11 protein-coding genes are annotated in these 12,872 nt (G+C 56.1%); 6 read left to right on the top strand and 5 right to left on the bottom strand.

Features of this window, described 5'->3' with window-relative positions; translation table 11 throughout:
- The first annotated feature begins 69 nt into the window (after window positions 1–69).
- Window positions 70–4,152, top strand: coding sequence for a hypothetical protein (locus tag BN3001_RS08390; protein ID WP_148362963.1), 4,083 nt, complete (start codon window positions 70–72; stop codon window positions 4,150–4,152).
- A 1,115-nt stretch (window positions 4,153–5,267) separates the two neighbouring features.
- Here BN3001_RS08390 and BN3001_RS06390 read toward each other — a convergent pair.
- The gene (locus BN3001_RS06390) at window positions 5,268–5,873 is read right to left on the bottom strand and encodes an MSCRAMM family protein (protein WP_058270926.1); all 606 of its coding nucleotides are present in this window, start codon (window positions 5,871–5,873) and stop codon (window positions 5,268–5,270) included.
- Window positions 5,874–6,270: 397 nt separating this feature from the next.
- On the opposite strand from BN3001_RS06390, the gene BN3001_RS06395 reads away from it, so the two are divergent.
- From BN3001_RS06395 to BN3001_RS08635, 3 genes are all read left to right on the top strand, one after another.
- On the top strand, window positions 6,271–7,785 hold the full coding sequence (locus BN3001_RS06395) for an ATP-binding cassette domain-containing protein (RefSeq protein ID WP_235815069.1): 1,515 nt from the start codon (window positions 6,271–6,273) through the stop codon (window positions 7,783–7,785).
- Window positions 7,786–7,853: 68 nt separating this feature from the next.
- Window positions 7,854–8,177 carry a hypothetical protein gene (locus BN3001_RS06400; RefSeq protein WP_058270928.1) on the top strand — a complete coding sequence of 108 codons (324 nt, stop codon included), beginning with the start codon at window positions 7,854–7,856 and terminating at the stop codon, window positions 8,175–8,177.
- A complete protein-coding gene (locus BN3001_RS08635) occupies window positions 8,174–8,299 on the top strand; it encodes a hypothetical protein (protein ID WP_268872527.1) in 126 nt (41 codons plus the stop codon). The genes BN3001_RS06400 and BN3001_RS08635 overlap by 4 nt, the downstream gene beginning before the upstream one ends.
- Before the next feature lie 230 nt (window positions 8,300–8,529).
- On the opposite strand, the gene BN3001_RS06405 is transcribed toward BN3001_RS08635, so the two are convergent.
- From BN3001_RS06405 to BN3001_RS06420, 4 genes are all read right to left on the bottom strand, one after another.
- Window positions 8,530–9,753, bottom strand: a complete 1,224-nt coding sequence (locus BN3001_RS06405; RefSeq protein ID WP_058270929.1) for an ABC-2 family transporter permease — start codon at window positions 9,751–9,753, stop codon at window positions 8,530–8,532.
- 9 nt (window positions 9,754–9,762) lie between these two features.
- Complete coding sequence (locus BN3001_RS06410) at window positions 9,763–10,638, bottom strand: ABC transporter ATP-binding protein (protein ID WP_058270930.1); 876 nt, start codon at window positions 10,636–10,638, stop codon at window positions 9,763–9,765.
- Between the two features lie 14 nt (window positions 10,639–10,652).
- Window positions 10,653–11,327 (bottom strand): hypothetical protein, encoded by a 675-nt coding sequence (locus BN3001_RS06415; RefSeq protein WP_197407466.1) that lies wholly within the window; start codon window positions 11,325–11,327, stop codon window positions 10,653–10,655.
- Window positions 11,328–11,445: 118 nt separating this feature from the next.
- The gene (locus BN3001_RS06420; protein WP_058270932.1) at window positions 11,446–11,943 is read right to left on the bottom strand and encodes an RNA polymerase sigma factor; all 498 of its coding nucleotides are present in this window, start codon (window positions 11,941–11,943) and stop codon (window positions 11,446–11,448) included.
- A gap of 378 nt (window positions 11,944–12,321) precedes the next feature.
- Here BN3001_RS06420 and BN3001_RS06425 point away from each other — a divergent pair, with 378 nt between their 5' ends.
- Together BN3001_RS06425 and BN3001_RS06430 are read left to right on the top strand one after the other, a co-directional pair.
- Window positions 12,322–12,552: a hypothetical protein gene (locus BN3001_RS06425; protein ID WP_058270933.1), complete on the top strand. Its 231-nt coding sequence runs from the start codon at window positions 12,322–12,324 to the stop codon at window positions 12,550–12,552.
- Window positions 12,553–12,600: 48 nt separating this feature from the next.
- Window positions 12,601–12,789, top strand: a complete 189-nt coding sequence (locus BN3001_RS06430) for an AAA family ATPase (protein WP_058270934.1) — start codon at window positions 12,601–12,603, stop codon at window positions 12,787–12,789.
- Window positions 12,790–12,872: the final 83 nt, after the last annotated feature.

Consider the following 12,872-nt stretch of genomic DNA (forward strand, 5'->3'; position numbering starts at 1 on the left):
ACACTTTCTTACTCGTATGACAACACGTGGAATGAGCTCACTTAGTTACAAGCACAAGCAAGGAAGGCCATGAAAGACGATGCAATTACAGACGAGCTGCAAATCGCTCTCGATAATGTTCACAGACTAGCTTTGCGATCAGCTCGCGGAGCAGAAAGCGCATGGCGAGGGTACTGGCTTCAAGCGCTTTATATAGGCGCAAGAGTGGCCCAACGCAAAAATGATGGCCTCATCTTCCTCCCCGAGACCATAGAGGATTTGACGGTGGTAACAGGAGGTGGAACATATAAAGAGTGCATAGAATTAATTCAAGTCAAGAGCTGTAAATCCAATGCTTTCCACCTCAGCAATCTGAATCCTAAAGCTAAAGACACCGACCTGGAGAAAGACGACTCTTTCTTCGGCCATATATACGCATTCTGGAAACAAGACCTGGATATCAGGGCTCGCGTAATTATTTTCGGAAGTCTCGATCACGAAATGAGTGATGTCACTGGGGGCTTGCAAGCAGAAGGTTCCATCAGCCAGAAAATGATTGAGAAATATGGATACCCAGACGATTTTTGCGAATGGCTCCAAGGGCACTTAAGCGTTGAGCAGGCTGATGAGCAGTCTCTTATATCACTGCTTGAGCAGCAGCTCAGTAATCGTATTGAAACAGGAGCCGCTGTTGGGTTGGCACGCGACTACGTCATGAGCTACATATACTCCTGCTGTCGATGCCGAATAAGAATTACCGATCGAGAGTGGCAGACAAAACTAGCAAACTTTGCATTGCAGGCGTCTTCAGCCCGCGGCTATCTTGAAAACTACGGCCACACGATTGTTCCTTTGTCTCAATATCTTGCTGGCAGTGAGCATAACGTTTCAGAGCTGGAAGCCGCATATCGGTCCGGCGCAAGCGCAATGCCGGAACATATTGCCTTGAACCTAGATGTAGAGCGCTCAACCTGGCAATCGAAAATTAGCGAAGCCTTTGAGTCTAAAAATATAGTTGTCGTCCGCGCTGCTTCCGGGCAAGGAAAATCAACACTCTGCTATCGCTGGCTGATGAGTCGCAACGCCATTTCAGATATTTATTTGCTTAATGGAGTGTCGCCTGCAAATGCTTCGGGAATTGCCGCCGCACTTAGAGGGCTTGCGGCTAATCAAGGTAAAGTCTATGCATACATTGAAGCTGGGGCTGATGCAGGATGGGTGGATTTATGCACTGAGATCAATCGCCTCAATCGCCCTAATTTGAAACTACTCGTCAGCGTCCGCGAGGATGATGCCGCCAGAGCCTGCTACGATACATCAAAAATCGGAAGCTCTGATGTCTTTCTGCTATTCGATAAACATGAAGCTGAACATTTATACAAACATCTCAATAGTTCACTGTTTCCATCGTTTGAGAGTGCGTGGAAATCATTCGGAGGAAAGGGACCCCTGATGGAGTTCATTTACTCCCTCAGCCATGATGTCTCTCTTCGCCAGAAGCTTGAGGGGCAGGTAAGACAGTTGCGTATAACAGGATGCGATAACTGGCTGACTTTCCTTTACCTTGCAAGTGCCGCTGGTGAATACGGGCTCCCTTCGTCCATTTCAAGGCTCAAAAGCGCGTCGAAACTAAACGACGTACAGAACATACTCGAGATTCTAGAGAACGAGATGCTCTTGCGATCGGATGCAGAGCATGGTCTGGTGTTCCCCATGCACCCATACCGTTCAAAGCTACTCGTCGAAATCATTGCTCCCATGCTCTACCAGGATGAAGAAGAACTCGTTCTGAATGCAGCCAAATGTGCCTCCGGCGATTTTGGCTGCATACTTATTCCCTATCTTTCGAAAAAATCATTTAGCAAAGACGGCCTGGATACCTTGCTTGATATTTCCCAAGCATCCTGGAAGTCTTCAGCTCAGGCATTACGCGTAATGGTTTGGAAGGATGCACGACGTTTCTATTGTTCTACCGCTGATTTGCGGCAACAAATGATTAATGAAAAGCTACCCGTATTCCTGTTAAGTATGATGGCTGGAGATATAACGAGTGCGAAAAATCAACAGAATTGGCAACCTATACTGGAATTATTTCCAGATAGCGCTATTAAAGAGTCTGCTTGTGCTTTAGTCGCTCAGTTAGCTTGTCGAAAAGCCGAATATAGAGCAACCGATCGATTTCTTTCGAAATTAGCACAACGCCTTCCAGCAGTCGACTTACTTCCCAGTCAAGCATCCGAAGCCGGTTTCGTTCTTGCGTATGTGGGAAGCAGGGGCTTCGGACATTTAATTTCTGATAGCAAAACCGACGCTCTAGCTCACGTTGATAATCTAGCATCAGTAGATGTAAATCACGTTCTAGACCTACTCGTTGGCTACAGCATCATTGACATAGACATTAGCAGCGAAGACCGCCAAGCAATCTTACTTAAGACCTGTCAAAGAGATGGCATAGTTTGGCTCGACTCGTCGGAGCTGGTACCAAAAGAGGTGCTGGAGGAAAGTGGCGAAAGCTACGAAGAAATACCCTCCGGATGCCTTAATGCTGATGGTTTAGTGCACCAAGTTAGCGCAATAATCGCTCCGAGGATAAGTAGCAACCTTGAGAGCGGGAACCCATCTGCCCTTGACAGTAGCTACCAGCCAAATGATGTGGTCATGAAAGCTGTATGCGATTTAAGGCGGCTGTTTCCGCAATGCGGAAGGTACTGCGTGCAATATGCTGGAATCAAACCGTTGGCCGGTGGTGTAGAAATTCCCGATTGCGAAAAACATATCCCTGAGAAAAATCTTCCACTTAACTGGCTGAAGCTTATTAATCGGTATTACATCGGAATGTGCAAGCTCGACGACGGCATCGCGAAAGATTGGAAAGAACTGGAAGAGTCTTTGAAAAATACTGTTTCTGACTCGATTAGAGCTTTGGATACTTGTTCACATCTAGTAGACGCCTTACTTAGTGGAGACAAGAAGGCTGTTGGAAAGTTGCAGGAACGATTTAATGATGAAGCTACAAAGGCAAAAGAGGAATTAGACGTTGTTGACGTGAACCTACCAATCTGTGCGTTGGACACCTACGCATTCAATTCTGGGCAAGCAAAAGCATTTGATACAGATAGGAATGATGGCAGCGCAACAGAAAAAGCACCCGCTTTTGGATTGACGAGAGAGACGAATCCTGTCTTGAGTGACACGAGAAGATTCCTATTAAACCTGCAAAACCACTTTAATAGTATTAATGACATGATCTTATATGCGCTTAACTGTGACAAACGCCCGTCGACAGTAGCTGTAAGTAACATTGCACAGGCTTGCGCTAAATCCGAAATCTGCGATGCCGAATTTACGAACCTTTTCGGAGGAAGGTGCTTAATAAGTGAGAAGCAGGAAGAAAAACTGTTTCAGCATGCCGTTTACTGGAACTATTTATGGTGCAGGAAAGACAAGAAGCAGGAGAAGACACTCTTCAGACAAGCCTATAGAGCCAAGGTATTACAGAAGCTCAAGCCTCTTCTTGTAAATAGATTCAGTACAGAACCGGATGTAGAGACCGCAGTGATTTGCGGTGATCTATTCAAAACTACCTACAAAGCATCATCGGGCGTTCCATTCTCAGAAGTGGCTGCAAGCTGTATTCGAGATCTCATGAAGTGCGATTTAGAATCAGATGAGCACCTTATAGAATGGTGGCTTCTGTACAATGGACCGGTCAAGCGCATTGAGGTAGTGTTCGTTTCCAATGGCTGCAGTCTGATAAAAAAGACTTATCAGCTTAGCACTCTTATGAATCACATGAATGATCCTGATACCTTAGAGGCAATTTCACCTGCAGAGCTCGCATTCAGCGAAAGCAATATCAACGGACTTGAAAAGGCCGTCATTGCTTTTCAAGCCTCTTTGGAAACGTGCAAGCGTTTACATAATTGCATAGCAGAGGTCGATGAAATGGTTTCGTCCCGTGCACCTGATAGCGACAAAAAGGTGATGGGCGTTTGGGGAGAATGGCGTGAGTCGAGCGTGAAAGAGCTTGAAAATATATTTTCGCGCCTAGATGACATTGCTCATCGATATTCAGATAATTTAATCGGCAGCGAAAACATCATTAGTGAATTGAAAGCAAGCATGGATTACAAGGCTTCCAATGAGAAAAATTCAACAGGGTTTCAAAGATAGCTTGGCTGCAATGTAGTCAGTTACATGCGGAAAAGCTATTTCCCCAGCTCAGGGCTGTCACTCTTCACTCGGGATTTGTTACTCTCGAGTCCGAGTGCGCCCCACCCCGCTGGCGCCGCTTCCGCCCATGTAGTCAGTTGCACGCAACCGAACTGCGTTTCCGCAGGTCAAACGTGTCACTCTTCGGTCGGATGAAAACACTCTCATCAAGTGACTACATCGCATGTAGTCAGTGCTGACTACAGGGTGACTACACGGTTTTCGCAATGAGAGAGTAGAGAAAGTCCCAGCTCACCTGCCCCGCTGGCTACATCGAAACGGGCTATGCGACGATCGAGTGGGGGTGAGCTGGGGCTTCGTTCCATCTAGTTGCAAGCCGCCCATCTAATGGCGGTGGTTAGCATCTAGTGGTAGGAATAGGACAAAGCCACCGGAACTTTCGATGAGTGGAAATAACCCAGAAGCTCTGAAATCAAACGATTTCAGAGCTTCTCTTATAGGTGTTGATATGCATTTATATTCTTCGTTCCGCTCATGTCGCGGTAAGCGTTGCTATTAGATGAGAAAGAATCTGCTCCTCGTTGCGAATACGTACCAAACATCGTTGGAGTGCTTCCATAGAGCTCTTTAGCCGCCTCGTATCGCAACCGCTTTCCATGTAGTCATCGTGTATTCACCCGGTTTTTGGGAAGGGGAAAACTCGCGTTGCGCCCGTTCAGAGCGAAGAGTGACAAACCTTCCCAAAACTCGATTAAGGGTCGAGAATCGTGCGATTACATCCTCGTCGGCGACAGCCTCGTGATCATCGTCATCCGCACCGGTTGCGGTAGTGCCGATCTTGGGCCTCCCGGAGTTTACGAGCGTTCCGAAGTCGATCTTTACAGAGTCCTTGTAGACAGTGACGTCGAACGCTGGGATCAGGTCCCTGTCTGCGTTGGAATCGCATCGTTGCTCTTCAATAGTGTAGGTGTCGTAAATGAGTGAGCCCTTGTTGTTGTTGGGTTCGGAGGAACCGAATCAGATTCCCGATTCAGAAGTGCCTGCGTTGGTGTTGAATGCGTGCGCGTTCCAGCTAGAAGCTGTCGAGGCATAGCCGTTAGCGTCGGTAACGATCGTCACCGTGAACACATGGGTCTTGGTGTTGGGGGATAGCCTTCAGGAGCGCTGGTTTCCTTCACCGTGATCTTGCCCAGGGGAATTCCGTCGAACACGATTTGCGGGCCTTCGGTGGTTCCCTCGACGGTCTTGGTGGTTCCGTTGTATGTGCACGTAGCCTCGTGGGTCGCGCCGTCAAGTGATGCCCTGCCTTGGGGCGTGGCCTCCAGGGTTTCGCTGTCTTGCTTAACGATGGTGAGCTTCACGGTGATGGGCTGGTCGGTCGCATTGACGCTGGCATCCGCGCCCTTGACGGTGATGGTGAACGCCTCGTCAGACAGCTCGTAGCCCGTTGGTGCGGAGATTTCCTTCACGGTGTACGTACCGTTTGGGAGCTTGTCTGCAGTGCTTCCGTGCCCGCTTGCGTCCGTCTCGAGCTTGGTTACGAGAGAGCCGTCTTTGTAGACTCCATACACGGTACCAGCCAGCGAGTACTGGGAGTTGCCCTTGGTCACCTTGACATCGCCGGACGACTTGTCGAGCGTGCCGTATCCGCCCTCGGCGAGGCTCCAGTACACCTTAAAGCTCGCATACGTCTTGCCGTGCCCGCCGTTGATTTTCCACATGTGGTCGAAGCGGCAGTTGCCTGTATCGGACCCCTCGTACCAGGCATGGTAGATGGTCTTGTCCTCGCCTGCGATACCGCAGTACGCGGCACTAAGCCACAGTAAGCCACCCTAAGGTCCAAATGGCGAAATTCTGTTGTCAACTTGACCGGGTTGGGCCAATCTGCCCGATTGTTCGCTGTCACCCGAGTGACTATAATGATTCCAAGCAATCCGCCGGTGCCTTTGGCAAGCGTCGGCACGAGAAAGGCCCCAGTGCATGAAGAACTAGCGATGTTCATATCCACCTGAAAGCCAAGCGAAATCGCTGGTGGCCATGCCTGCGGGTGCAGCATCGCATGTTCGAGCATCGTTCTAAAGCCACATACCCAAACTGACAAAGCGCAGAGCTGCCCCCATGGCCTCCCGCAGGACCGGAGGCGACATGCAGCTCAACCTCTCCAACATCGAATACACCTATCCGTTGACGGCAGGGCCCGCCCTACGCGCCGTGACCGCTACGTTTCCCCGTGGGTGGACCGGCATCGTCGGTGACAACGGCGGGGGCAAAACCACGTTGGCGCTGGTGGCTTGCGGGCTTTTGCGGCCCGACGCTGGCACGGTCTCTCCATCCCTCTTCTCCGCCTACTGCGCCCAAGATGCGAAGGAGCCGCCGGAAAACGCGGTCGATTTCGCACTTGCCCATGACGGCCTAGCCGTGAGGCTCCGTCGCGAGCTCGCCATCGAGGACGACTGGCTCTGGCGCTATGCCACGCTCTCGGGCGGGCAGCAGAAGCGACTGCAGGTGGCCTGCGCCCTGTGGGCCGCTCCGGACGTCCTTGCCATGGACGAGCCCACCAACCACGTCGATGCGTCGACTCGCCGTGCCATATCCGATGCGCTGTCGCGCTTCGATGGGATCGGCCTTCTCGTCTCGCACGACCGGGAGCTGCTCGATGCCCTCTGCGCGCAGTGTCTGTTCGTCTCTAGGGGTGCCGTCGTCATGAGGTCAGGCGGATACTCGCGGGCATCTTCGCAGGCGGCCCTGGAGCGTTCAGGCGCCGTCCACGCGCGCGACGAGGCCCGCAAGGAGAAGGCCCGCATCGAGCGGGAAGTCAGGCGTCGTCGTGAGGAGGCGTCGCGTGCCGCTGGCAAGAGGAGCCTTAGGGGCATAGACAAGCACGATGCGGACGCGCGCCGCAGGGTGCGTGTCGCGGTGTTGACCGGCAAGGACGGGCAGGCAGGCAGGCTCTCGTCACGTATGGCCGGAAGGCTGGAGGACGCGGAGGCGAGGCTTGTGGCGACGCGGGTCGAGAAGCGCTACGAGGCGGACGTGTGGCTCGATGCCGAGCCCAGCAGGCGCAGGCTCCTTTTCAGGATGGGGCCCTGCAGCATCCCCCTCGGTGACGCCTCCCTGGTCGTTCCCGCTCTGCACATCGGAAACACCGATCACATAGGGCTCGTCGGGGACAACGGTTCCGGCAAGACGACCCTTGTCAGGCGAGTCGTGGAGGGCCTTGCCGAAACGACGAGATTTCTCTACATCCCCCAGGAGCCCGATCGGGCCCAGGAGCGGGCTGCCTTGGGTGTATTGCACGATCTTCCGGCCAGTCGGCGCGGTCGTGTCCTCTCCGTCGTGGCGCAGCTCAACTCCGATCCGAACCGCATGCTCGAGGGAGATGCCGTCAGTCCGGGGGAGATGCGCAAGCTCATGCTGGCCCTTGGGATTGTCGAACGCCCTCAGCTCGTCATCATGGACGAGCCCACTAACCACCTCGACATAGGATCCATCGAGGCTCTGGAGCGCGTGCTGGCCGTCTATCCCGGCGCGCTTCTCTTGGTTTCCCACGACGCAGCCATGGTGAAGGCGGCCACCAGTGTGGTTTGGAGGATAAGGCCTTTGGGGGGTGGCTATGAACTCGTAGTGGGGTAGACACTCTTCCTTATTGATGTCCAGCTATTTTATGTAAGATTGCCTCAGTCTGAACTCGGCCACATATCATGTCGAGCCACATCACGAGCGACCTCGAGAAGATTGCTGACTACATAGTCTGCATCGAAGTGGGCCGTATCGCGTTTTCTGTCATAAAGGACGCCATTACCGACGTGGCGGGCGTCGCACAATGTCATGCGGCGGAGTTCGATTCCGTCGCGGAAAGCTCGTTCTTCGCCCCTGGCGAGGTGCGCTTCATCAGGCAGCCGTACAGTACGGCGATTCTCGTTCCCGATCGGTTCGCGTTCGGGGAACGGTTCCCCAGAATCGCGCTTGACCGTGCCGACATAGACGGCTACATGAACCTCGTGTTGAAGGGAGAAATCCGATGAAGACGATGACTCTTTCCGACCTCATCATCATGCGCAATTACCTGGCTCAGCAGTCAGTCGTCGGCCTCTATGCAGCTTCTGCCGCAATCGCGGCAAGGCTCTACGAGGTGCGGGAGCTGTAGCCGAACCGACTCGTTTCCATCCGTAGGGCCCCGCGCGGCTCCAGATTCGCCTACGGTGCCTCTCTTCCTTCTGCGATAGCGAATTCTTAACGAGAGGATGGGCTTTACTGCGGCACGGCCCCTTGCCGCCCGGCAAAACAATCTACATACCATCAGAGCCGCCGCTTCGCCGGTTCTCGGATGCGTATGCGCAGCAGGCGGGTACGTAGGCACCCGCCCTTCCCCTTTCTCTAGGCTACCTGATGCCTTGCGAAAACGCGCATCGCAAGCGGTGTGCAAGCCGCTAGGAGGACTGCGTAGAGTATCGCCAGCGCAGTGGGAAGGTCGATTACCGCCGTCCCCGCCGCGAAGCTGACCATGCGGCTGAATGCGAAGTTCATTCCCGCCATGGGCGTGAGGGCCCCAAGCTTCGCGAGTGGAGAGATGAAGAGGGCGAACATCCCGAGGAAGGCCACCGCCATCGGAATCACGGCCACCGGCATCGTGGAGCGCATCTTCGAAGACAGGAGCAGCGTAAGCGCCGCCATGCCGATCGCGATGAGATAGCCGAGGCCGTAGACGGCGAGCATGGCCTGCCCGACGGTGAGCGGGTACGGGTTGTTGAATCCGAAGACCACCTGCGCCGGCAGATCCCACCCTCCGGCGCCGCACACTGCCACGTTGATCCCCACGACGACCGCCGCGCAAAGCCACCAGTATGCCGTGGCGAACGCTAGCGCCGCGACGGCTTTGGCGGCGGGAAGAGCCCTCTTCCCGCGTCTCGTCGGCAGCGCCACGGCGGCGGTGCGGTTCTGGTACTCTCCCGCGTACACGCCCGAGAGGGCGATGCATAGCGCCACAATCGCGAAAGCTTGGGAGCTCGCCCAATCCAAGGCGTTCTTCCATGCGCCGGCGTAGCCGAATTCAACTGGCCACTTGATCTGGTCGAACTTGTCGTGCCAGTAGGACACCTCGGCATCGCTGTAGGGAAAATAGTGCTCGAAGCCGTCGGACAATGAGGCGTCCACCCTTGCGAGCGAGCCCTCTCGCAGGCTCGTCGAGCGCGGGCTTGCGCTATCGAGCGTGCCCACAATCTCGTTGTAGTAGTCGTCGGAGGCGACGGCCCTCGTCTGCTGCCAGAACCCGAGACCATACTGGGCGATTATCTCGTCGCTCGACAGATCGTAAAAGCCAGGGGTTCCTTTTGCGAGCTGGTTGGCGCGATCGAGTGTGGCGGCATCCTCAGCAACCTGGGCATCGTCGAGCAGGCCCGCATGCGATTCCTCCTTTTGGAGGTATGTTTGTTGGGCGGCAAGCCCCTCGACGACCTCTCCTGTTGCAAAGTCGCGTGTGGACATGGTCGCCAGGTTCATGAAGGCCATGCCCGCCAGCAGGGCGAGCGCGGCCAGGCACGCCGCCATGCCCGCGCGGTTGCCGAGTATCTTCCTGATCTCGAATTTTATTAGTGTTCCCATAGCATGCTCCTAACGCATGCCCGCGTCGCGGAACGCGAGCAGGTACAGGTCTTCCAACGTCGGCTCGACCGGCGCGGCGCCCTCCATCGGGCAACCGTCCGCCACCACGCGCACCACCGCGTGACCGTCGGGGGCATAGCGGACGTTGGCCACCTGCATCCGTGTGGCCATCTCCTCGGCGCGATGCGCCTCCACGTGGCACTCCCACACCTTGTCCGCCGCCTGCGCGACCACCTGCTCCGGCGTGCCGTCCATGATGAAGCCGCCGTCGCGCATCACCAGGATTCGATTGGCGATGAACTCCACGTCGCTCACGATGTGGGTTGAGAGGATGACGATCTTGTCCTGCGCGAAGCCGGCGATGAGGTTGCGGAAGCGCACGCGCTCCTTGGGGTCGAGGCCGGCCGTGGGCTCGTCGAGCACCAGGATGGCGGGGTCGTTGAGCATGGCCTGGGCGATTCCGAGGCGCTGCTTCATGCCGCCGGAGAAGGTCTTCACCTTGCGCCGCGCGTCGTCGGCAAGCCCGACCTCATCGAGCAGCTGCACACTGCGGGCGCGGCCGTCTCGGCTGGAGAAGCCCTTGAGCGTGGCCATGTAGCGCATGAACTCGAGCGCCGAGAAGTCGGGGTAGTAGCCGAAATCCTGCGGGAGGTAGCCGAGCAGCGCCCGATACTCGTCTCCCATCGAAAGGGCATCGCGCCCGTCGAGCAGCACCTGACCGCTGGTGGGGCGCATCACGTCGCAGACCATGCGCATGAGCGTGGTCTTGCCCGCGCCGTTCGCGCCCAGAAGCCCCGTCACGCCCGGGGAAAGCGTGGCCGACACGCGGTCCACGGCTATCCTCGCCTCGAACTGCTTGGTCAGCCGATCCAATGTGAGCTCCATACTGCAATCCTTATCTAGTGGTAGGTTTTCGCCATATGCGGTGAGAACGCGTCCAGCCCCACAGAGGCCGCGTGCACGAGCATCGCGACCTCGCGCACGAGCCACGCGAGCGCCGCGGCGGCCGCGGCGATCCACGAGGCGAGAGAGGCCGTCCCGTACATGTCCGGCCACATGCTCGCAAGGGCCATGAGCACGGCGCAGCATGTGGCCGCCCACGCCCAGCAGAGCACCGTGGCAGAAGAGGGCGCCGCCCTTCTCAGCACCACCAGCGAGCCTGCGCAGGAGCAGAAGAACGGCGGGCAGGCGTAAAGCGCGACCGAGAGCGCGCCGATGTCCAGAGAGGACGCGACCGCTCCCACCATGAGGGCGACCGTCAACGCCGACGAACAGCCCAGCACGATCAGGCGGGCCACCATCACGCTCGCAGCGTTGTTGGGGCACGAGTACTCCAGCTCGGCAACACCGTTCAGCTTGCTCGCATGCAGGGTGGGGACGCCGACGAGCACGGCCGCGGCAGAGAGGACGCCGACGACGAGCTTCGCGAGGCTCGCGTCCGCGGCGCTGCTCGCCGCGGCGAGCATGAGCGCGACGATTCCCAGCTGCGCGACCCAGGTCCATGAAGGGACGTAGCGCACCTGGGACGCGACGAACGGGGCGAACCCCATCCTGCAGCCTCGAACCCTGCTCATCCGCGCGTCTTCGGCAACCATGGCCAGGGCGAGCGAATCGATGGTACTCGCGTCCGTTTCTTCGCGTTGGGCAGAATAATGCCGGGAAAGCTCGATCGTGAGCCTCGCTCGTTCCGCCTCACCCATCAAGACCACCCTCCTTCAAGTCCTCTTCGAGTGCCTTCAATGCCGCTTTTATCCGCCTGCGCACTGCGAAACGGCTAATGCCGAGCGCCTGGGCCACCTCGTTCATCCCGAGCCCCATGCCGAAGCGCAGTTCCACGGCCTCTCGCAGCTCGTCTGACAGCCGCATCAACGCAGGGCCGAGGTCCGCATCGCGCACGTTGCTCTCATCGGCGGCAACCTCGAAGTCGAGGCTCACCGTCTCCAGCCGCCTCTTGCGGCTAGCATCGACGCATACGCTCCTCGCCACCCTCATGAGGTAGGCGATGGGCTTGCCGCGCTCGCGGTAGCCCTGGGCGCGAACGAAGCGCAGGAACGTCTCCTGCGCGAGGTCGGCCGCCTCGTGCCCGGCGGGCGCGTGGCGCCTGCAGTACGCCAGCACGTCGTCGTAGCACTCCTCGGCAATCTCGCGCGCCCGGTTCGTATCCAGGCCGCCGGTTTCCCGTCTAGGCAAGCCAAATCACCTCCTCTACCCACTACAACGTGAAAGCAGCCCGAGATGTGCGGCCTTTCACGATTTTAATTTCGAGCATTCTCCCGCATTCTCCCATGGGTGCCGTGAGCCGGGCTCGATTGGTGGGGCTCATGGCGCCCTCGGGTTTCATCTATTCTCAAGGAGTTGCGTTCTTGGACGGACAAGCAGGGATGTGCTTGTTGGAGGCGTGCATGCAAAGCCTAACGGGATGCTGAATCACGCTAAGTCTTGTTACGTCATAACCGAATGAAAAAACAAACAAGTTGTTTGCGGTCAATTATCAAATTCGGCAGAGAAGTCTCTTCCGCGTCGCTATGATGGTCGGTAGAATTTTTAAGATTCGAGAGGGGGTGTCCCATGGCAACCGGCGACCAGATAAAAGCCCTTATCAAAGCACATTACGACCAAGATAAGGAACGTTTCAAGACTGCGGCATTGCGCATAGCCGCATCAGAAACACGCGTTGGCCACACCACTTTGGGTAGGGAAATCACTGCCATGATTGATGCATCCACTCGTGCAAAGGACAATGTCATTAGTCTTGCGAATAAGGACAATCTGTTCCTTGTCTCATTCCCGGAGGTTTGACTGGACGATTTGGTTGTCTCGCCAGAAATCGCCGAGAAGATCGACCGTATGCTAGACGAGTATCGCCAAAGGAAGAGGCTCGCCTCGTTCGGTCTAAGCTGCCGTCGCAAGCTCCTGCTCGAGGGGGACGCGGGCACGGGCAAGACTATGACGGCTTCGGTGATCGCCGCCGAGCTCGGCATACCCCTGTTCATCGTACAGACGGACAAGCTCATATTCCGACGATGGCATCCCTGAAGTAATTGAAAAATCGAAGGTTATAGAGCTGAGCCGCGGGCACGAGCTGTTTGGCAGGTCTTGGAACATTGATACTTCCGAAA

The organism is Olsenella massiliensis (genome assembly GCF_001457795.1).
Taxonomy (GTDB): Bacteria; Actinomycetota; Coriobacteriia; order Coriobacteriales; family Atopobiaceae; genus Olsenella_F; species Olsenella_F massiliensis.